Annotated in this window: 21 protein-coding genes; 18 read left to right on the forward strand and 3 right to left on the reverse strand. The window is 55.8% G+C overall.

The window, feature by feature from the left end:
• The first annotated feature begins 268 nt into the window (after positions 1-268).
• Both ACESZP_RS03570 and ACESZP_RS03575 read left to right on the forward strand, forming a co-directional pair.
• Positions 269-607, forward strand: coding sequence for a helix-turn-helix transcriptional regulator (locus tag ACESZP_RS03570; RefSeq protein ID WP_178038544.1), 339 nt, complete (start codon positions 269-271; stop codon positions 605-607).
• On the forward strand, positions 597-2,156 hold the full coding sequence (locus tag ACESZP_RS03575) for a permease prefix domain 1-containing protein (RefSeq protein WP_178038543.1): 1,560 nt from the start codon (positions 597-599) through the stop codon (positions 2,154-2,156). The genes ACESZP_RS03570 and ACESZP_RS03575 overlap by 11 nt, the downstream gene beginning before the upstream one ends.
• Positions 2,157-2,211: 55 nt before the next feature.
• Here the strand turns inward: ACESZP_RS03575 and ACESZP_RS03580 are convergent, their stop codons facing one another.
• On the reverse strand, positions 2,212-2,487 hold the full coding sequence (locus ACESZP_RS03580; RefSeq protein WP_178038542.1) for a metal-sensing transcriptional repressor: 276 nt from the start codon (positions 2,485-2,487) through the stop codon (positions 2,212-2,214).
• 276 nt (positions 2,488-2,763) lie between these two features.
• Here ACESZP_RS03580 and ACESZP_RS03585 point away from each other — a divergent pair, with 276 nt between their 5' ends.
• Complete coding sequence (locus ACESZP_RS03585) at positions 2,764-4,077, forward strand: ATP-binding protein (RefSeq protein ID WP_499708052.1); 1,314 nt, start codon at positions 2,764-2,766, stop codon at positions 4,075-4,077.
• Between the two features lie 130 nt (positions 4,078-4,207).
• Here the strand turns inward: ACESZP_RS03585 and ACESZP_RS03590 are convergent, their stop codons facing one another.
• Positions 4,208-5,011 (reverse strand): ABC transporter permease, encoded by an 804-nt coding sequence (locus ACESZP_RS03590; protein ID WP_499708053.1) that lies wholly within the window; start codon positions 5,009-5,011, stop codon positions 4,208-4,210.
• The gene (locus ACESZP_RS03595; RefSeq protein WP_499708054.1) at positions 5,004-5,771 is read right to left on the reverse strand and encodes an ABC transporter ATP-binding protein; all 768 of its coding nucleotides are present in this window, start codon (positions 5,769-5,771) and stop codon (positions 5,004-5,006) included. The genes ACESZP_RS03590 and ACESZP_RS03595 overlap by 8 nt, the downstream gene beginning before the upstream one ends.
• Before the next feature lie 161 nt (positions 5,772-5,932).
• Here ACESZP_RS03595 and ACESZP_RS03600 point away from each other — a divergent pair, with 161 nt between their 5' ends.
• The 15 genes from ACESZP_RS03600 to ACESZP_RS03670 all read left to right on the forward strand — a co-directional run bounded on the left by ACESZP_RS03600 (position 5,933) and on the right by ACESZP_RS03670 (position 21,063).
• Positions 5,933-6,586 carry a response regulator transcription factor gene (locus tag ACESZP_RS03600; RefSeq protein ID WP_499708055.1) on the forward strand — a complete coding sequence of 218 codons (654 nt, stop codon included), beginning with the start codon at positions 5,933-5,935 and terminating at the stop codon, positions 6,584-6,586.
• A gap of 96 nt (positions 6,587-6,682) precedes the next feature.
• The gene (locus ACESZP_RS03605; RefSeq protein WP_499708056.1) at positions 6,683-8,140 is read left to right on the forward strand and encodes a sensor histidine kinase; all 1,458 of its coding nucleotides are present in this window, start codon (positions 6,683-6,685) and stop codon (positions 8,138-8,140) included.
• The gene (locus ACESZP_RS03610; RefSeq protein ID WP_499708057.1) at positions 8,137-9,084 is read left to right on the forward strand and encodes a hypothetical protein; all 948 of its coding nucleotides are present in this window, start codon (positions 8,137-8,139) and stop codon (positions 9,082-9,084) included. The genes ACESZP_RS03605 and ACESZP_RS03610 overlap by 4 nt, the downstream gene beginning before the upstream one ends.
• A gap of 85 nt (positions 9,085-9,169) precedes the next feature.
• On the forward strand, positions 9,170-9,763 hold the full coding sequence (locus ACESZP_RS03615) for a xanthine phosphoribosyltransferase (protein WP_178039790.1): 594 nt from the start codon (positions 9,170-9,172) through the stop codon (positions 9,761-9,763).
• A 22-nt stretch (positions 9,764-9,785) separates the two neighbouring features.
• Entirely contained in the window at positions 9,786-10,823 is a 1,038-nt protein-coding gene (gene selD / locus ACESZP_RS03620) for a selenide, water dikinase SelD (protein ID WP_499708058.1), read from the forward strand.
• A gap of 82 nt (positions 10,824-10,905) precedes the next feature.
• Positions 10,906-11,526, forward strand: a complete 621-nt coding sequence (gene yedF / locus ACESZP_RS03625; RefSeq protein WP_499708059.1) for a sulfurtransferase-like selenium metabolism protein YedF — start codon at positions 10,906-10,908, stop codon at positions 11,524-11,526.
• Positions 11,523-12,674: an aminotransferase class V-fold PLP-dependent enzyme gene (locus ACESZP_RS03630; protein ID WP_499708060.1), complete on the forward strand. Its 1,152-nt coding sequence runs from the start codon at positions 11,523-11,525 to the stop codon at positions 12,672-12,674. The genes yedF and ACESZP_RS03630 overlap by 4 nt, the downstream gene beginning before the upstream one ends.
• A 4-nt stretch (positions 12,675-12,678) precedes the next feature.
• Positions 12,679-12,915, forward strand: a complete 237-nt coding sequence (locus ACESZP_RS03635) for a putative Se/S carrier protein (protein WP_178039786.1) — start codon at positions 12,679-12,681, stop codon at positions 12,913-12,915.
• A 44-nt stretch (positions 12,916-12,959) separates the two neighbouring features.
• Entirely contained in the window at positions 12,960-14,351 is a 1,392-nt protein-coding gene (locus ACESZP_RS03640; RefSeq protein WP_349163636.1) for a uracil-xanthine permease family protein, read from the forward strand.
• Between the two features lies 1 nt (position 14,352).
• Positions 14,353-15,114 carry an FAD binding domain-containing protein gene (locus ACESZP_RS03645; protein WP_499708061.1) on the forward strand — a complete coding sequence of 254 codons (762 nt, stop codon included), beginning with the start codon at positions 14,353-14,355 and terminating at the stop codon, positions 15,112-15,114.
• A 7-nt stretch (positions 15,115-15,121) separates the two neighbouring features.
• Positions 15,122-15,598, forward strand: coding sequence for a (2Fe-2S)-binding protein (locus tag ACESZP_RS03650; RefSeq protein ID WP_499708062.1), 477 nt, complete (start codon positions 15,122-15,124; stop codon positions 15,596-15,598).
• Complete coding sequence (locus ACESZP_RS03655) at positions 15,586-17,859, forward strand: xanthine dehydrogenase family protein molybdopterin-binding subunit (protein WP_499708063.1); 2,274 nt, start codon at positions 15,586-15,588, stop codon at positions 17,857-17,859. The genes ACESZP_RS03650 and ACESZP_RS03655 overlap by 13 nt, the downstream gene beginning before the upstream one ends.
• 12 nt (positions 17,860-17,871) lie before the next feature.
• A complete protein-coding gene (gene yqeC, locus ACESZP_RS03660) occupies positions 17,872-18,675 on the forward strand; it encodes a selenium cofactor biosynthesis protein YqeC (RefSeq protein ID WP_499708064.1) in 804 nt (267 codons plus the stop codon).
• The gene (yqeB, locus tag ACESZP_RS03665) at positions 18,672-20,015 is read left to right on the forward strand and encodes a selenium-dependent molybdenum cofactor biosynthesis protein YqeB (protein ID WP_499708065.1); all 1,344 of its coding nucleotides are present in this window, start codon (positions 18,672-18,674) and stop codon (positions 20,013-20,015) included. Before yqeC ends, yqeB begins: the two co-directional genes overlap by 4 nt.
• Positions 20,016-20,028: 13 nt before the next feature.
• Positions 20,029-21,063, forward strand: a complete 1,035-nt coding sequence (locus ACESZP_RS03670) for an XdhC family protein (RefSeq protein WP_499708066.1) — start codon at positions 20,029-20,031, stop codon at positions 21,061-21,063.
• Positions 21,064-21,121: the final 58 nt, after the last annotated feature.

Below are 21,121 nucleotides of genomic sequence, written 5' to 3' on the forward strand. Positions count from 1 at the left end.
TAAAAAAATAAAGGAAGCGGAAGCACCGTGTAATTGTCAGATGGACAATTTACGGTGCTTTTTTGCTCTACAGGAATTACTGTGCCACATTAAAACACGAAAGCCATGCTTCCGATAGAGCAAAAAAACCTCCGGGGGGATGCGCACTCTTTTTTTATGAGAAGAGAAAAATGTTCCTTGACATACCTAGATTTCCTATGTAATATAAAAGCATAGAAAATCTAGGTATTATTTTGGAAACGAGAAAACGGAAAAGGAGGAATTTCCCATGGACAAGAAAATGATGGCGATCAGCACGTCCATGCTGGTGCTGAAGCTTCTGGAGGAGGGCGACCTGTACGGCTACCAGATGATCCGGCTTCTGGAAGAGCGGAGCGCTCGGGTCTTTTCCCTGAAGGAGGGAACCCTGTACCCGATTCTTCACAGCCTGGAGGAGCAGGGGGCGGTGGAGAGCTATGAGCAGTGCGTGGAAAATGGCCGGAAGCGGAAGTATTACCATCTGACGAAGGGCGGCGGAAAGTTATTGAAGTCCAAGCAGCAGGAATGGCAGGAGTACGAGCGGGCCGTCCGGAATGTGCTGAAGGGAGGCGTGGGCTTTGCGGGATAAGATGGATTTATTTTTGGAGACGGTGGATGAGCAGATTGCCTGCAGGCTCTGCCATGCGGAGATTAACGAGGAGCTGCGGGGGCACATTGAAGACAAGGCGGAGGACTACCGAGGATATGGGCTGTCGGAGGAAGAGGCGCTTGGCCGGGCCATCCGGGATATGGGCGAGCCGGATGTCATCGGGATGGAGTTAAACCGGCAGCATCGGATCCGGACGCCCTGGCCGCTGCTTGGAATTATCGGGCTTTTGCTGGTGATTGAATTGGGTGAACTGGTGGCGTTCGGGGGAAGTTGGAACAGTCTGTCGGATCTGGCTTACAGCCTTTCTGATGGAACCTGTTACATCTGGGGGCTTGGGCTCCTTCTGATGATGATGTATCAGGGTTATCCATTTTTGCTGAAACATGCGGGCGCAGTGGTGAAAACCATTGGAATTTTCTGCGGCGTGCTGGCAGCGGGCGGCTTTTGTCAGAGGCTGCTTGCAGGCTATGGCTCTGAAAATATGACGCTTTATCGGCTGTACAGCTCCGGTTTCCAGGTGCTGATTCTGGGACTTGGCGTCCCGGTGTCGGCAGTCTGGTTGTATCGAAGACGGGCGGGAGGCTGTCGAGCCATCGCGCTCCTTACCCTGGCGCAGGCCTTTTATCTGGCTGCCCTCCGTCTGTCCCGGGGTTTCCGACCCGGCGGCTCCTGGATTCCGGTGCTGTGCCTGCTTCTGACCTGTCTGGGAATCGAGCTCTACATGGCGGTCAAAGGCTGGTTTGGCGGGTCTGCCGGAAAGGCCATCGCGGCGGCTATCCTTGGCTTTGCGGTACTCCTGACCCTCTGGGCCGCGCCGGGAAGTCAGGCGCGGGAGCTCTGGAACCGCTGCATCCATCCAGAGGCCTACGCGGCTAACTCCACGGCCTGGGATGACAGTTATAATAACATGCTGATCCGGGAGCTTCTTAGCCGGGCGGAAAATTTGGGAGAGGTACAGCTTAGCAGAGAGGAGCTTTTGAATTACGGCACCGGCGAATGGTATTATGGGAAAAATGGGGCCGGACACTGGAAGGATCAGCGCATCGGCGAGACGTCCGGGGAGGACAGCCCATTTTCCAGCTTCGCGGCCTACCGGGAATATCGGCTTCAGTTTCTGGAGCATCCGACGCTGGAAAAGATTCTCCCGGATAAATATCAGAGCAATTACCGGGCTGCCTGGTGGGTACTCCATTACGGACGCATTCCGGCCGCCGCGCTGATGTTGCTCAGTGTCAGCCTTCCGGCCGCCCTGCTCTTCCTGACCTTCCGTATCCGTAATCGCCTGGGCCGCACCATAGCCCTCTCCGGCGGCCTCCTCCTGACCCTGGAGACCGTCATCTACCTGGTAGAAAACCTGGGCTACCAGTTCAGCCATTTCTCCAACCTTCCCTTCCTGGCCGAAGGCTGGAGCAGCATCACCATCACCGCGCTGGCGGCAGGAATGGTACTGTCCGTGTGGCGGTATGACCGGGTGGTGACGGAGAAGGAGAAAAATAAGAAGAAAGAGTGCGAGACCGTAGTGTCATAAAAACAGAGTCCCCTTGCAAGGTGTTTCACACACCCGGCAAGGGGACTTCCCATTTCTATTTCATATTTGCGAATCGTTCCACCGCCTTGGTGAAGCTCTCGATGGTCTTATCCGCGTCCCCATGCTGGATGCCGTCCCGGACGCAGTGCTGGATGTGGCCTTCCAGAATCACCTGACCGGCCTTGTGCAGGGCAGATTTGGCGGCGTTGATCTGGGAGAGAATGTCTTCACAGGGGATATCCTCGTCGATCATGCGGTCGATGGCCTGAACCTGGCCGATGATCTTTTTTAATCTGCGGTGCAGATTATCTGAATCCATGCATTGTTTCATAAAATGATACCTCCCGGAAAATTCATATATTAGCCCAATTATAAAAGGAATCCATGGAACTGTCAAGCGAGCCGAAAGGAGCCAAAAAGGAACAGGACAGATAAAAACCAAAGGAAAATGCAGGCTGGAATAGATAAAATCAACTGTACAGACATCTTTCCCTGCGTTATAATACAGCATAACAGCACTCTGCGTCTCAGGCTTGGAGCCGACGCAGAGCAGATGAAAAATGTTAGCGTATAGAAACGGTAACAGAAAAGGACGAGGAGCAAAATTATGTACAAGGAAGTCGCAAAATTAATATTATACCGGGATCTGGGAGAAAACAGCATCCTCCGGAAACTGGCCGGTATTTTTGAGGATTATGAAAAGGATAACTGCAGCGCGGCAGAGCTGACCACGCGGATCTACGAGCAGATGAAGGCGCTTCTGGATCTGTCTACCGTATACGGATTCGACGAGAATCTCTGGCACAATTACCTGACCTTTATTCTTCTGACCAACGAAAATTCCTTCAGTATGACCAGCGAGAAGGTGGGAGCCAACGACGGAACCGTGAACCATTTCGCAAAGGCAGATTTCAAGGTGTTCAAACACCTGTTTGACTTTGATTTTAGCGCCATTGAGCGGGATCTGGAGATTGACTGCTTCAGCACCGTCTGCCACTATAAGGCCATCGGCAAAAAAGAGCGGATGTACAATAAAAACGTCAGTGAAAAGGTACAGGCGGTGAGCCGTCAGATCGAGCAGGCAGAAGATGAAAATGAAATCTTCAAAATAATTACAGATTTTTACAAAGCCTACGGCGTAGGTATGTTCGGTCTGAATAAGGCCTTCCGCATCAAGGCGGTGACGAACGGCGTGGAATTCCTGCCGGTCAACAATACAGAGCAGGTGCTTTTGAAGGACCTGGTAGGCTATGAAATTCAGAAGAAAAAGTTGGTTGATAATACAGAGGCCTTTGTAAAAGGTCTTCCGGCCAATAATGTACTGCTGTTCGGAGACGCCGGTACCGGCAAATCCACCAGCATCAAGGCCATTCTGAACGAGTATTACGATCAGGGTCTGCGTATGATTGAGATTTACAAGCATCAGTTCCAGGATCTGTCCAGCGTCATTGCCCAGATCAAGAACCGGAACTACCGCTTTATCATTTACATGGACGATCTGTCCTTCGAGGAGTTTGAGATCGAGTACAAGTTCCTGAAGGCTGTCATCGAGGGAGGTATGGAAACCAAGCCGGATAATGTGCTGATCTACGCCACCTCCAACCGCCGCCACCTGATCCGGGAGACCTGGGGCGATCGGAGCGACATGGAGCAGGACGAGGGCATGCACCGGTCCGACACCATGCAGGAGAAGCTGTCCCTGGTGGCCCGTTTCGGCGTGACCATCAATTTCTCCAAGCCAACTCAGAAGGAATACTTCCAGATCGTCACGGAGCTTGCGAAGCGCTACCCGGAGATTACCCTGACCGACGCAGAGCTTTGCGCCGAGGCCAACAAGTGGGAGCTGAGCCACGGCGGTATCTCCGGCAGAACAGCCCAGCAGTTTATCAATTATCTGGCGGGAAAATCAGAGAACGCGTAAACCCAGAAGCGTAGATTGCGGAAATATAAGGACAGAAAAATAGGAAATATGTAGCAGGAGGTGCGAGTGTGCATCTCCTGTTTTTACGTGAGCAACGAGTAAAATTCGCGAAGCGTATGTTATCTCTTTATTACCGTCGTGTCAACCTCCGCTCCACCACATTTAACCCCTGATACAGCCCCATAGCCAGCCCGCACAGGATGACGATGGACATCAGCACCAGATCCAGCTGAAACACCTGGCTGCCATAGATAATCAGATACCCAAGCCCCCGGCGGCTGCCGATAAATTCTCCGATGATGACGCCCACCAGGCAAAGTCCGATATTGACCTTCATGGTATTCAGAAAAATGGGGACGGAGCCGGGCAGCACCACCTTCCGGAGTACGTCGCGCCTATCGCCGCCCAGTGTGTAGATGAGCTTGATTTTCTCTGCGGAAATCTGCTGAAATCCGGTATACAGCGTCAGAATACTGCCAAAGACCGCCACGGAAATTCCGGCCACAATGATGGTCCGCATATTGGCGCCCAGCCAGACGATGAGAAGCGGGGCCAGGGCGGATTTGGGCAGACTGTTTAAGACCACCAGATAAGGCTCCAGAGTACGGGACAGCCCCGGCGACAGCCAGAGCAGCACGGCGGTCAGAAGACTTAAGAGAAAGACCAGAAGAAAGCTCACCAGCGTCTCCAGAAGCGTCACGCCCACATGGAGAAATATGGAGCCGTCCCGGCCCATGGAGAGAAAAGTGTGGATCACCCGGGTGGGACTGCTGAAAATAAAGGCGTCGATGAGGTGCATCCTCGTGCTGGCCTCCCATAAAACCAGAAAGCCAAGGAAAATGAGAAGCCTTGCCAGCCGCACCCGGTTCCGGAGCCGGGTCTGTTTTTTCAGAAAATTCTGCTGGGCCAGGGAGCAATTTGCAAGATCAGGCATGGTCGTTCAGCTCCTTCCAGATGGTGTTGAAATAATCCTTGAATTCCGGCGCGCTGCGGGAACGCATGGGCGTGCGGTTAGCCAAATCAAACTTGACAGACACCCGTTTCCGGATGCGCCCGGGCCGCGCCGAGAGCACCAGTACCTCGTCGGCCATACTGATGGCCTCCGACAGATCGTGGGTCACAAGAATCGCCGTCTTCTCCTCCTTTTTAATAATCTCATAGATATCATCGCAGACCGTCAGCCGGGTCTGATAATCCAGCGCTGAAAATGGTTCGTCGAGAAGCAGCAGGTCGGGCTCCAGAGCCAGAGTGCGGATCAGCGCTGCCCTTTGCCGCATGCCGCCGGAGAGCTGGGAGGGACGGGCGTTCCGAAAGCCGGACAGACCGTAGGAGTCCAGCATGTGATCGACTTTTTGAAGCTTTTCGGGCGTTTTCTGATGCTGGATTTCCAGGCCCAGCAGCACATTGGTGTAGACGGTGCGCCACTCAAAAAGATGGTCTCTCTGGAGCATGTAACCAATGTTGGCCCGGGCTTCCCGGACCGGCAGGCCGTGGAGCAGGATACGGCCCTCCTCCGGCAGAAGGAGGCCGGAGATCAGGGAAAGCAGCGTGGATTTTCCACAGCCGCTTGGCCCCACAATAGCCAGAAAATGGCCGGCTTCCAGGGTAAAAGAAATATCGGAAAGAGCCGGAGTTTCGCCCTCCGCCTGATGGTAGGCGAAGCCGACATGCTCCAGCGTAAGCAGCGGATTCATAGGCAAGCCTCCTGATACTATATAGTTAGTTTATGGAAAAATAAAGAAGGGTGTGACTGAAACAAGAAAGAACCATTTACATCATGGTTGATCAAAGTTCAACCATGATGCAAATATGATGCAGATATGATACACTCTATCATATAGAAGGAGAGAGTAAAATGCTGCAAATCTTAGTGGTGGAGGACGAACACTCCATTTCCAATCTGATAAAGGTCAACCTGACCAGGGCCGGGTATGCCTGCGACTGCGCCTACGACGGGCTGGCGGCGGTGGATATGCTGGATAAAAAGCCCTACGATCTGGTACTTCTGGATATCATGCTGCCGGGCGCGGACGGCTACGAGATCATGGATTATATCGCGCCCCTGGAGATTCCGGTGATTTTTCTGACGGCGAAAGCGAGCGTGGCGGATCGGGTGAAGGGACTCCGCATGGGGGCGGACGATTACCTGACCAAGCCCTTTGAAATCATCGAGCTTCTGGCCCGGGTGGAATCGGTGCTGCGGCGCTACCATAAGACCGAACAGGTGCTGACTGAGGGCGACCTGGTTATCGATACGGCCTCCCGGACGGTCACAAAGAAGGGCGAGACCATCAGCCTTACGAAAAAGGAATTTGACCTTCTCCTGCTCTTTGTGCGCAATAAAAATATCGCCCTTTACCGGGAGACCATCTACGAGCGCATTTGGGGCGGCGAATACATGGGCGACAGCCGGACCGTGGATCTGCATGTGCAGCGGATGCGGAAAAAAGCGGGCCTGGAGGAGCAGATTCAGACCGTGTACAGAGTAGGATACCGCTATTGCCCGTAATCAGTACGGGGAATAAAGCTATCTGCGGCAACTGGTTCAGAATATAGACTGTTCGGAGGCAGAACGTAGAGTATAAAAATGAAAAGAGGATAACGGATGAAATTTTCCTGGAAAATCAGTATTTCCATGCTGGTCATCAGCATGCTGGTGATGGGACTGGGCGGCTATGCACTTTTAGGCACCCTGTTTTCGTCGTCCTGGCAGCGGGAGACCCGGAACGCGGCGGAGGAAAACAGGATGCTGGCCTATTCCTTCGTGGCCTACTGGAATACCACGGTACAGGAATGGCAGAATTTTACAGATAAAGAAATTCAGAAAACAGCGGAGGCCATGTCCCAGGGAATGACGGACAGCGGCCTGACCTTCCGCATCTATGACGGGGATGGCCAGCCTCTCTACATGGAAAAACAAATCCCCTACGATCAGGAGAAGGAAAAAGACATCCAAAAGCTCATCAAAGCCGCATCCGGGGAAACCCGCGCCCGGGAGCTTCGCGAGGAAAACGGCACATACGAGCTGGCTACCATGAGCCGGATTTTGCTGGGAGAAAAGCGTGTCATTTACCTGGAAAGCGACCGGGATGTGACAACCCTTTTTAACGACCGGGCCGATCAGTACCGGATTTACCGCCAGTGGATGCTGGTGGTTTTGCTTTTAGAGCTTCCAGTGTGCTATCTGATGACCGTATGGCTTCTGAAGCCCCTGCGCCGTCTCTCCCGGGCCGCCCGCCGCATCGCCAACGGCGACATGGAGGTGCGGGCTCGGGTGGAATCCGAGGACGAGGTGGGAAGGCTTACCCGGGATTTCAATCGGATGGCAGACCATCTGGAGCAGCAGTTTACGGAGCTTCAGGATACGGCCAGACGGCAGGAGGATTTTATCGGAAGCTTTGCCCATGAGCTGAAGACTCCGCTGACCTCGATGATTGGCTACGCGGATATGCTGCGGAGCCGGGAGATGACGGAAGAGGAACGGATGGACGCGGCCAATTATATTTTTAAAGAAGGAAAGCGGTTGGAGGCCCTGTCCTTTAAGCTTCTGGATCTGATGGTGCTCCGCCATCAGGAGCTTGTGAAAAGACGCGTGTCCACCGAGTGGCTGGCGGAGGAAATCCGGGGGATCCTGGAGCCTGCCCTGGAAAAGCAGGAGATCCGTCTTTGGGTGTCGGTAGAGGACAGGCAGGTGGAGCTGGAGCCGGATCTGATGAAAACGGTGCTGATGAATCTTCTGGACAATGGCCGGAAGGCCATGGAGGGCAGCGGTCGGGAAAAGAGGCTGACGCTGCTGGGGCGTCCGGAGCAGGGAGGCTATGCCTTTTATGTGTGCGACAAGGGAAAGGGCATGCCGGAGGCAGAGCTTAGCCGGATCACAGAAGCCTTTTATATGGTGGATAAATCCCGCTCCCGGAAGCAGGGCGGAGCGGGTCTGGGACTGTCCATCTGTGCGGAAATCGTAAAGCGTCATGGGGGCAGACTGGATTTTCAGAGCGAGGAAGGAAAAGGAACGCTGGTAAGGGTATGGCTGCCGGAACAGGCCGGGGAGGAGAAAGCATGAGAAGAAAAAACTGCAGATCCCGCAAAAGCTGGCTTCTGACCGTGGGAGCATTGCTTCTGGCGGCGTCAGTAGGCTTTGGCGTTCCCCTGGCTTTCCGAAAATGGCAGGACGACAGGCGTCTGTCTGTGGTGGAGACGGAGGAAGCGCCGGAGGTGCGGATTACGTCCCAGACAGAGCTTAGTATGGTAGAAAAGGCGGAGCTGTTTCTGAGCGCCGACGCGAGCACCACGGTATTGGAAAAAGGGAAAAATTACGACGTGGCAGGAAGCCTTGCGAAAGCGGAGGAAGAGCTTGGTACCTTATGCGAAATGGGCGTACTGGACGAAACCTTCCGCACAGCTGAAATGACAGAACAGGACGCAGAGCAGAGTGCGGATCCGATTTTCTATATCGACCCCAGCGGGGAAAAATCCATGATTATCTGGATGCTGAATTTCCAAATGGACACGGAGAAGGACAGATTGATCCTGGAAGCTGTCCTGGATGACGAGACCGGTAAGCTTCTGGAGTTGGCCATTCGGGAGTGGAGCGAGGATTATGAGAATGGAATCCGTTCCGGCGCGGCGGCGACCGATTCGGACGTGGCTGATTTGGCGGTGACGGATTCGGACGTGACGGATTCGGACGTGACAGCTTGGGCTCAAAAATTTGGCTCCTATCTGGGCCTGACAACAGAGCGCGTTACGCAGAGCTGGGAGCTGGCAGACGCCATACTTTCCGATGGAGATAGGACTGCCTACGAAAATCAGGTACACCTTTACGAAAAGAAGGGCTATACCGAAGACGACGCCAGAAGGCTGGTAAGCGAAGAATGGGGCATCAGCGATGTGAATCCGGACGGTTCCCGGACGGCGCAGGTTGTTTACCGCGAGGGAGACAGCGGAGAAGTAAATTATTATCTCCGCCTCGGTTCCTCAGGTCTTGCCATTTATTTTGCCCTATAGCGCAAACTTCCTTGAAAAATGTCGATATCTATGCTATTTTTAAAGATAACATTAGTAGAAAGAAACGACAAAAAGGAGAAAAACCATGAATTTCCTGGAAGAAAGAATTTTAAAAGACGGCATCGTAAAAGAAGGCAACGTCCTGAAAGTAGACAGCTTTCTGAATCATCAGATGGACATCAACCTGTTCAAGCAGATGGGCGAGGAGTTCAAAAAGCGCTTCGCGGACAAGAATATCAATAAAATCATGACCATCGAGGCCTCCGGTATCGGCATCGCCTGTGTGGTAGCCAGCTACTTCGACGTACCGGTGGTATTTGCCAAGAAGAGCCAGAGCATCAACATCGACGGGGACGTGTACGTGGCAGAGGTAGAATCTTTCACGCACAAGAACAAAAATCAGGTCATCGTATCCAAACGCTTCTTAGGGCCGGAGGATCACGTGCTGATCATCGACGACTTTCTGGCAAATGGCTGCGCGCTGCAGGGACTGATTTCCATCGTGGCACAGGCAGGCGGCACCGTGGAAGGTATCGGAATCGCTGTAGAGAAGGGCTTCCAGTCCGGCGGACGGATGATCCGGAACCTTGGCTATCAGCTGGAATCCCTGGCCATCGTAGAGAGCATGGACGCAGCAACCGGAAACGTGAAATTCCGCGATCAGAGTGAAGTGGAATAAAGATTGGATTAGAAGAAAAACTATGAGTGAAAAAATCGTATTCTGTAAGGGCGGCGGCTGTACAGCAAAGCTGGGAGCCGGCGTTTTAAGCCATGTCCTGGAAAAGCTGCCCAGGGGGCCGGAGAATCCGGATTTTCTGGTGGGCTACGACAGCAAGGACGACGCGGCGGTTTACCGCATCAGCGACGACACAGCGGTGGTCCAGACCCTGGATTTTTTTCCGCCGATGGTGGACGACCCCTATACTTTCGGGAAAATAGCGGCAGCCAACGCCTTAAGCGATATCTACGCCATGGGTGGCGACGTGAAAACCGCGCTCAATATCGTCTGCTTTCCGGAGTCTGCGGATCTGAATATCCTGGGAGAAATCATGCGGGGCGGATCGGAAAAGGTGCTGGAGGCCGGAGGCATCCTGGCGGGAGGCCATTCCATCAATGATACGGATGTAAAATATGGACTGTCAGTCATGGGCCTGGTACACCCGGATCGCATCTGGTCCAACAATGGCGGACGTCCCGGCGACAGGCTGATTTTCACGAAAAAGCTGGGCGTTGGTATCGTCTGCACGGCGAACCGGGTGGGCGAGGCTTCCGAAGAGGCGATGGCGGAGGCGATTGCGTCCATGATTACGCTGAATAAAACAGCCTCTGAGATAGGAAGAAACTACGAGATTCACGCCTGTACCGATGTGACGGGCTTTGGTTTTCTGGGCCATCTCCATGAGATGATGGACGGAAAGCTGTCCTGTCGGATACAGGCGGAGAAGGTGCCGCGCATCGAGGAAGCGCTGCATCATGCAGAGGAATTTCTGCTGACGGCGGCCGGACAGAAGAACCGAAACCATGTGGAAAAATATGTAAAATTCAAAGACATCCCATTTGCCATGGAGGAACTGCTCTTTGATCCGCAGACCTCCGGCGGCCTGCTGTTTGCAGTGGGCGCGGAGGAGGCAGAGGATCTGAGAAATGAGCTTCGCGCGGCGGGACTTCCGGCGGAGATCGTGGGCGAGATTGTGGAGCGCACGGAGCCGGAGATTCTGGTAGTCGAAGGAGACTCATAGGTAATTATTTATAAAGAAGGAAGTTGTTTTTTATAGAAAGAAATTTTCATAAAAATAAGAAAGGAACAGGAGGGAAAGAAACATGATTCAGGTAAACGCACTGGGCGACGCTTGCCCGATTCCCGTAGTGAAGACCAAAAACGCCATTAAAGAGCTGGGCGGAAGCGGTGTGGTGGAGACGCTGGTAGACAATGAGATTGCAGTCCAGAACCTGACCAAGATGGCCAATCAGAAGGGCTACAAGGTCAGCTCCAAAAAGCTTTCGGACAGACAGTATCAGGTAACCATGGAGATTGGCGAAAACGCAGCAGATAAGCAGACTGCGCCGACGGAAGCGGAGTCAGAAACCTGTATTCCCGACGCCAGGGAGAATACGGTGGTCGTGATAGCCTCCGCCACCATGGGAGAGGGAGATCCGGAGCTTGGACGGCTTCTGATGAAGGGGTACATCTATGCGCTGACACAGCTGGATACCCTGCCGAAGACCCTGCTCTTTTATAATGGAGGCGCCGCTCTCACCTGCGAGGGGTCCGCGTCCCTGGAGGATTTGAAGTCCCTGGAGGCTCAGGGCGTACAGATTCTCACCTGCGGCACCTGCCTGAACCATTACGGGCTGACAGACAGCTTAAAGGTGGGCGAGGTCACCAATATGTATGTCATCGCCGAGACCATGGCGGGCGCGGCGAAAATCGTTAAGCCATGATTTATCTGGATAACGGGGCGACCACCCTGCAAAAGCCCGAGTGCGTAAAGGAGGCCCTTCTGGAAGCCATGGCTTCCATGGGAAATTCCGGAAGGGGCGTCCATGACGCGTCCCTTTACGCGGGACGGACCATCTACCGGGCCAGAGAAAGCCTGGCAGAGCTTCTGGGCGCGGCGGCTCCGGAGCAGGTGGCCTTTACGGCCAATGCCACCGAGAGCCTGAACCTGGCGCTTGGCGGTCTGTTCGGGCCGGGGGATCATGTGATTACCACCGTCTGCGAGCACAATTCCGTGCTGCGGCCCCTGTACCGGCTGCAGGGCGTGGAGTTGTCGGTGCTTCCTGTAAAGGCGGAAGCCGGGGAGGAGCGGCAGGCAGGCATCCTGGCTTACGATGAGTTGGAATCCCTGCTCCGTCCGAACACAAAAGCCCTGATCATCACCCACGCCTCCAATCTGACGGGCAATATCACCGATCTGGAACGTGCGGCAGCCTTCGCAAAAAAGCACAGCCTTTTGCTTATCGTAGACGCTGTGCAGACGGCGGGCGCAGTCCACATGGATATGGAACGTATGGGGATTGACGTCCTGTGCTTCACGGGACATAAGGGACTTTACGGCCCCCAGGGAACCGGAGGCGTCTGCGTCCGTCCCGGTCTTTCGATCCGGCCGCTGAAGGTGGGCGGAAGCGGAATTCACAGCTTCGACCGGGAGCATCCGTCGGAGATGCCGGCGGCGCTGGAGGCGGGCACCCTGAACGGCCATGGAATCGCGGGCCTGGGCGCGGCGGCCCGTTGGCTTCTGGAGACCGGCGTGGAGCAGATTCGCGCCCGGGAGCAGGCGCTTCTTCGGCGGTTTGTGGACGGCGTGAAGGAGGTGGAGGGCGTAACCCTCTACGGAAATCCGGATCTGAACCGGCGGACGGGAATCCAGTCCCTGAATATCCGGGATTATGATTCCGCAAGGGTGGCGGACTGGCTCTATGAGGATTACGGGATCGCCGTCCGGGGAGGAGCCCACTGCGCGCCGCTTATGCATGAGGCGCTGGGAACCCGGGAGCAGGGGGCAGTCCGGTTCAGCTTTTCTTATTTCAATACGGAGGCAGAGGCAGACGAGGCGGCTGCAGCCGTCCGGGAGCTGGCGGAGGAGTAAGACAATGCGGAAAAAAACAGAAGCGCTGGTGATCTCCTTCGGAACCACCACCGAGGCCATGAAAATGGAACGGCATTGTGAAAAGGAGGGGCTTCCCGGCAGACTGATTCCCATTCCCCGGGAGATTACTGCAGGCTGTGGGATGGCCTGGAAGGCGAAGCCCACAGAGAAGGAGCTGCTGCAGCAGGCGATGCTTGGGGCAGCTATCCGGTGGGAGGGTATGTATACCCTGGAACTATGAAAAACAGGTAAGAATTTATCTATCGCAAATGAGGAGAAACATGTATGAATGAAGTAGAAAACAAGAAAGCAGCCTATGATTTTTATGGCAAAATGCCTTTTCGAAAAGCATTTCCCCTGGGACTCCAGCACGTGCTGGCCATGTTTGTGGGAAATCTGACCCCGATTCTGATTATCACAGGAGCCTGCGGAATCGGCTCCGGTACGGAATTTGCGGAGGTGCAGGTAGCGCTTCTGCAGAACGCCATGCTGGTGGCGGGAATTGTAACCCTGATTCAGCTGTACGCCATCGGTCCGGTGGGCGGAAAGGTGCCGATTATCATGGGTACCAGCTCCGGCTTTATCGGCGTATTCAACAGTGTGGCAGGCGTCATGGGCGGCGGTATCCTGGCGTACGGCGCGATTCTGGGGGCTTCCCTGATTGGCGGCCTCTTTGAGACGGTTCTGGGCTTTATGCTGAAGCCCCTGCGCCGCTTCTTCCCGGCAGTTGTGACCGGTACCGTGGTGCTTTCCATCGGTCTGTCCCTGATTTCCGTAGGCGTGGGATCCTTTGGCGGCGGAAGCTCCGCCAAGGATTACGGCTCCATGGAAAACCTGCTCCTGGGAACTCTGGTGCTGGTGGTCATCATTGCGCTGAAGCATGGTACCAAGGGAATGACCAGTGTTTCTTCGATTCTGATTGGAATTATTGTAGGCTATATTGTGGCGGCGATCATGGCGCTGGTTCTGCCCACCACCGGAGTAACCGCGGAGGGTGTGGAGTATACTAAGGCATGGGTTCTGAACTGGGACAAGGTAGCCCAGGCAAAATGGTTCGCGGTTCCGGCCCTGATGCCGGTGAAGCTGGTCTTCGATCCCAGAGCCATTGTTCCGGTGCTGATTATGTTCGTGGTAACCGCGGTGGAGACCGTAGGAGATATCTCCGGCGTCATTGAGGGCGGTATGGCTCGGGAGGCGACCGATTCCGAGCTGTCCGGCGGCGTAGTCTGCGACGGCGTGGGATCCTCCCTGGCTTCCCTGTTCGGCGTGCTTCCGAACACCTCCTTCAGCCAGAACGTAGGTCTGGTCACCATGACCAAGGTGGTAAACCGGTTTGCCCTGGCGACCGGAGCCGTGTTCCTGATTCTCTGCGGCCTGTTCCCCAAGCTGTCCGCACTGATTTCCATTATGCCCCAGAGCGTTCTGGGCGGCGCGGCAGTCATGATGTTCTCCTCCATCGTTGTCAGCGGTATCGGCCTGATTACCAAGGAGAAAATGACCGTCCGCAACACGACGATTGTATCTGTAGCACTGGGTCTGGGCTATGGTCTGGGCGCCAACAGCGGCGTGCTGGCAGGACTGCCCCAGAGCGTACAGCTCATCTTCGGCGGATCCGGTATCGTACCGGCTGCCCTGGTAGCGATTATCCTGAATATTGTTCTCCCAAAGGAGGAATAGCATGATAAAAATAAGAGAATTGGTAAGGGTGGAAAGTCTGGAGGAGGCCTGGGAGCTGAACCAGAAGCGCACCAACAAGATCCTGGGCGGTATGCTGTGGCTCCGCCTGGGCAACCGGAACGTGCAGAAGGCCATCGATCTGTCAGGCCTGGGTCTTGATCAGATCGAGGAGACGGAGGAAGCATTTTTCATCGGCTGCATGGCGACCTTACGTCAGATCGAGCTGCATGAGGGACTGAACACCCTGTGCGAGGGACTGGTGCATGACGCGGTCTGCGATATCGTGGGCACCCAGTTCCGGAACCTGGCTACGGTAGGCGGCAGCATCTTCGGACGCTTCGGCTTCTCTGATGTAATGACGGCGTTTCTGGCCCTGGATTCCTACGTGGAGCTCTATAAGGGCGGCGTTGTCCCAATGTCAGAATTTGTAAAAATGAAACGTGACAATGACATTCTGGTGCGGGTCATCGTAAAGAAATGTCCGGGTCATTTTGCGTATCTGTCCCACCGGAACACACGAACCGATTTTCCGGTGCTGACCGTGGCCGTATCCGACTGCGGCGGCGTAAAGAAGGCCGTGATCGGCGCAAGACCGGGTATCGCGAAGCTGTATGAGATCGAGCGCATGGACAAGGAGACGGCAAAGCGTCTGGCAGATGAAACCCCGTTCCAGAGCAATATGCGCGCCTCCGAGGCTTTCCGCCGTCATCTGGCGGGCGTACTGCTAGGACGTGCCTTCGCAGAGATTCAGGGAAAGGAGTGAGGCTGACATGATCGTAACGATGACCTTAAACGGAAAAAAGATAACAGATGAGATTGCCGCGGATATGACACTCTTTGATTTTGTCCGGAAGCATGGCTGCTACAGTGTAAAATGCGGTTGTGAGACCACCAACTGCGGACTCTGTACCGTATTTCTGGACGGTACCCCGGTGCTTTCCTGCGCCATGCTCGCGGCGCGGGCAGAGGGACGCCGGGTGGAGACCCTGGAGGGACTGCAGAAGGAGGCAGAGGAATTTGGCTCCTTTATCGCCGATCAGGGCGCGGAGCAGTGCGGCTTCTGCAATCCGGGCATGATTATGAACGCCATCGCCCTGTTCCGGGAGAACCCGGAGCCCACCGACGAGAAAATCAAGCAGTATCTGGCAGGCAACCTGTGCCGCTGCTCCGGCTATGAGGGACAGCTGCGGGGAATGCACGCCTTTATCGAGTATAAGAAGAACGGAGGTGCCGCATGCGGGAAGTAGGAAAACGGGAACGCAAGAAGGACGCCATAGCGCTGGTGACGGGACAGCCGGTCTATGTAGATGACCTCGCCCCGAAGGAATGTCTGGTGGTAAAGCTTCTTCGCAGCCCCCACGCCAATGCCATCGTGGAGGACGTAAACTACGCGGCGGCCCTGAAGATTCCGGGTATCGAGGCAGTGTATACCTGGAAGGACGTGCCGAAGAACCGGTTTGCCACAGCGGGACAGACCTATCCGGAGTGGAGCCCCTACGACCATCTGATTCTCGATCAGCATGTGCGCTTTGTGGGCGATCCGGTAGCGATTGTAGCAGGCGAGAATGAAGAATGTGTGGATAAGGCCCTGCGGGTGATCCGGGTGAAATATCAGGTGCTTCCGGCGCTGCTGGATTACCATGAGGCCATCGACAATGAAATCCTGGTGCATCCGGAGGACAACTGGGAATCCCGGTTCCCGGTGGGAGCCGACAACAGGCGGAATCTCTGCGCCCATATGGAGGACGGAGACGGAGATGTGGAGGCGGTCCTTGAGGACTGTGAGGTAAAGCTTACCCGCACCTACCATGTCCCGGCGGTCAACCAGGCCATGATGGAGACCTTCCGGACCTATTGCTATATCGACACCTACGGAAGACTGGTGGTCGTAAGCTCGACCCAGATCGTATTCCATGTAAGACGAATTGTATCCACGGCCCTCGGAATTCCCAGGGCAAAGGTGCGGGCCATGAAGCCCCGGATTGGCGGCGGCTTCGGCGCCAAGCAGACGGTGGTGACGGAGATATATCCGGCCTTTGTTACCTGGATGACAAAGAAGCCGTCCAAGATCATTTACACCAGAAAAGAAAGCCAGATTGCCGGATCTCCCCGTCATGAGATGGACGTCCGGGTCAGCATCGGCGCAGACCGGGACGGAACGATCCGGGCCATCGACCTTTACAACCTGTCCAATACAGGCGCTTACGGCGACCATGGCCCCACTACGGCGGGACTGACGGGACACAAGGCGATTCCCCTGTATACGGCCAACCTGGAGGCCTTCCGTCACGTATTTGACGTAGTCTATACGAATCAGCTTGCCACAGGCGCGTACCGGGGCTATGGAGCCACCCAGGGAATCTTTGCCCTGGAATCCATCGTAAATGAGCTGGCGACGGTTCTTCAGATGGATCCGGTGGAGCTCCGACTGAAAAATGTGGTACGGGAAAAGATGCTTATGCCGGCTTATTTCGGCGAGGTGGCAGAGAGCTGCCGTCTGGACGAGTGTCTGGTCCGGGCCTGCGAAATGATTGGCTGGAAGGAAAAATACCCTGCCCGGGATATGGGAAATGGCAAGGTACGCGCCGTAGGCGTGGGCATGGCCATGCAGGGCTCCTGTATCTCCAACGTGGACGTGGGATCCGCGACGATCATGCTCAACGAGGACGGTACCTATAAGCTGGCCATCGCGGCGGCGGATATGGGAACCGGCTGCGATACCATTCTGGCCCAGATGGCGGCGGAATGTCTGCATGTGACCACCGACGAGATCTTCGTCTCCGGCGCGGACACAGACAGCTCTCCCTATGATTCCGGATCCTACGCCTCCAGTACCACCTATATTACCGGTCAGGCCGTGGTCAAGGCGGCCACAGAGCTGGAAAAACGGATCTGCCAGGTGGCGGCAGGCATGCTGGAATGCGACCCGGAGGACGTGGAGTTCGACGGCAGAAAAGCCACCGATGTGAAAACCGGAAAATCCGTTACCAGCGAGGAGATCGGCTACAAGGCCCAGGTCTGCAACGAAATCGCGTTACAGGTGACGGAAAGCCACAGTTCCCCGGTATCGCCGCCTCCCTATATGGCAGGCGCGGTGGAAATCGAGCTGGATAAGGAGACGGGCCATGTGGAGATCCTGGACTATGCGGCGGTGGTAGACTGCGGTACGGTTGTGAACCCGAACCTGGCGACGGTCCAGGTGGAGGGAGGCTTAGGACAGGGAATCGGAATGACGCTCTACGAGAATATCCAGTACACGGAGAAGGGTAAGCTTATCAATAGTTCCCTGATGCAGTACAAGATCCCGACCCGCCAAGATATGGGACATTTCCGGGTGGAATTTAAGCCGAGCTTCGAGCCCACCGGCCCCTTCGGCGTGAAATCCATCGGTGAGATCGTGATCAATACCCCGGCTCCGGCCCTGGCCCATGCCATCTATAACGCGACGGGCGTATGGCACCGGAACCTGCCGATTACCAGCGAGAAGATTGCGCTGGGGATAGACTGATTCGGATAAGACATGTTAAAAGAATGGATAGACGGAAAATGGGTGGAGCGGGAGTCGCTGCTGGCGGCCCTGGATCTGGTCGAAAGCAACTTTGCTTCCGGCAGGAAACTGGAAAAGAACCGGGTCGTTTCCATCGTGGGCGCAGGCGGAAAAACCACCTGCCTGCGCCGTTTCCAGTTGGAATGTAAAAAACTGGGAATCTCAGCGGCCGCAGGCACCACCACCCATATCCAATATGAAAAGAATACAGGATTTCTGGACCGTCCGGATCTGCAGGCGGCCCGGGAGATGTTAAAGAAGACAGGCACTCTCTGGATGGGAGAGCCTGTTTCCGACTGGAAATGTAAAGCGCTGCCGGATCCGTTTTACCGGGAGCTTCTGGCGGAGGGGATCTGGCTTCTGTTGGAGGCAGACGGAGCCAGAGAGAAGCCGGTCAAAGCGCCCAGAGAGGGCGAACCGGTGTTGCTGCCGGAGACGGGGCTTGTGCTCTGCGTGTATGGACTGGACGGAGTGGGGCAGCCTATCAAAGAGGTCTGCTGCCGTGTGGAAGAGGTCTGCGCCATTCTCGGAAAAGAAGAGAAGGACGTCCTGACGGCGGCAGATCTGGCGAAGCTGGCGGCCAGTCCGGCAGGAGGCAAAAAGGGCGTGAGGGCCGGTATGGCCTACGCGGTGTTGTTTAACAAGGCGGACACCCGGGAGCGGGAGGCAGCGGCGCTGGAAGCTGCGAAAGCGCTTGCGAGTCCGGAAACGAGGATTCTCATGGCGGCGGATCTGATGCCGCCCTGGAACCTTCAGAGAGCAGGAGAGAAAAGATGAAGATCTTAATCAAGGGAGCCGGGGATCTGGCTACCGGCGTGGCCTGGGAGCTTTTCCGGGAGGGCCACCGGATTATCATGACAGAAATCGCCGTACCGCTGACGGTACGCCGCCAGGTGGCCTATTCCCGGGCGGTCTACGAGGGGCGGGCGGAGGTAGAGGGCGTGACCGGCGTGCTGGCCGGATCGGCGGAGGAAGCCATAGCCCGCTCGGAACAGGGCGTCATCAGCGTGCTGGTAGATCCGGAAGCCCGGGTGCGAAAGATCTGGCAGCCGGAGGTGGTCATTGACGCCATCATGGCGAAGAAAAATATTGGCACAAGGCTTACGGACGCGCCGCTGGTGCTGGCTCTGGGGCCCGGCTTCCGGGCAGGGACAGACTGCCACGCGGTCATCGAAACCATGCGGGGTGAGAACCTGGGCTGCCCGCTCTACAAAGGCAGCGCCATTCCTAATACGGGCGTGCCGGGCATGGTGGGCGGCTACGCCAGGGAGCGCCTGATCAAGGCTTCCGGGGACGGCGTGATGGAACCGGTGGCAGCCATCGGCGATATCGTAGAGAAGGGCAGCGTCCTGGCCTATACGGGCGGCGAGCCGGTGTACGCGCAGATCGACGGCGTGATCCGGGGCATGCTGCAGGCAGGCGTGCCGGTAAAGAAGGGCATGAAAATCGGGGACGTGGATCCGAGAAAGGACGAAAGCCTGGTTCATCTCATTTCCGATAAATCCCATAAGATAGGACGGGGCTGTGCGGAGGCCGTCCGGACGCTGGTAGGGCGGCAGTACGGTATCGTGGCGCTGGCAGCGGGGCTGTCCAGCCGGTACGGCGGAAATAAGCTTCTGGAGGAGCAGGTGGACGGGCGTCCCCTGTACGAAGTAACGTTGGATAAGCTGGGCGCTTTTTCGGACTGCACCCGTGTGATTGTGACCCGGTTTCCGGAAATAGCCGGGGCAGCCGGGGAGCGCGGCGTGAGGGCTGTGATAAACCGGGAGCCGGAGCGGGGAATCAGCCATTCCCTGCAGCTTGGACTTACGGAATGTCTTCGGCAGAATCCGGATCTGCGGGGCGTATTGTGTATGGTCTGCGACCAGCCCTATCTGGAACCGGCGACTATGGAGAGACTTCTGGAGGAGGGCTTTTCTTATCCCGGGGCTATCGTCTGCGCCGGACACGGGGAGCGGCGGGGCAATCCGGTCCTCTGGGACCGAAACTATTTCCCGGAGCTTCTGGAGCTGACCGGCGATACCGGAGGCCGTCAGGTGATAAAGCGGTATCCGGAAAGGGTGCGCCTGGTGGAATGTGGGGAAAAGGAACTCGCAGATGTGGATATCCGCGCATAAAGAAAGAAGGATTGTGGAAAACTTGCGTCATTTATATACCATCTTACAGGAATATCAGGATAAAAAGGAAAAACGGATTCTGACCGTCTTAAAGGGACCCCATGCGGGGGAAAAAGCCTTTTTTGCCGGAGACGGGCTTCTCTGGGAGAGAACCGGACAGGGCTTCTTCACAGAACACCGGGAGGAGGCCGGGGCAATCCGGGCCGAAGGGCAGCAGGAGCTGGCAGGGGAGACGGTATTCTGCGACTGTCTGGGAGAAGCGAAGAAGCTGGTGATCTGCGGCGCGGGCCATGTGGGCGTGGCGCTGCTTCGTATGGCGCTGCTGCTGGGCTTTGATGTGACGGTTCTGGAGGACCGCCCGTATTTTGCGGACGGAGCCAGACGGGCCGGCGCGAAGCGGGTGATCTGCGACAGCTTCGAACAGGGGCTGGACGCAGTGGACAGCGACGAGGATACGTATTTTGTGGTCATGAGCCGCGGACATCGTTACGACCTGGTTTGTTTGGAAAAAATTGTAAAGAAAACCTACGCCTATCTGGGCATGATGGGAAGCAAAGGACGTTCCGCACTGGTCAGAAAAAATCTGCTGGAGCAGGGCGTCCCGACGGAGCAGGTGGAAGGGCTTCACGCCCCCATTGGACTGGGCATTCACGCGGAGACGCCGAAGGAAATCGCGGTCTCGATACTGGGAGAAATCATTTCTGTCAAAAACGGGGATAAGAAGAACAGCAGCTTCTCGGAGGAGCAGCTGGAGCTTCTCGGGGACGGGACGGACACACGGGCGAAGGTACTGTGTACCATCGTAGCCCGCCGGGGATCGGCGCCAAGAAGCGTCGGTACCAAAATGCTGGTGCTGGAGGACGGCACCGTATCCGGAACCATCGGCGGCGGTTGCGTGGAAGCGGGCGTGAAGGAAAAAGCCCGGTGGCTTATGCAGGATAAGGAAAAGCGGCAGGAGCTGATTTCTGTGAGCATGACAGCCTGCGACGCGGAGGAAGAGGGCATGGTCTGCGGCGGCGTCATAGAGGTGCTGCTGGAGAAATGCTGAAAGAATTTTAAAATGATACAAGCCGGATACATTCCTCATCTATACTGAGCTTCAAGAG

The organism is Candidatus Dorea massiliensis AP6, from assembly GCF_964245105.1.
In the GTDB taxonomy this organism is placed as follows: Bacteria; Bacillota; Clostridia; order Lachnospirales; family Lachnospiraceae; genus Laedolimicola; species Laedolimicola intestinihominis.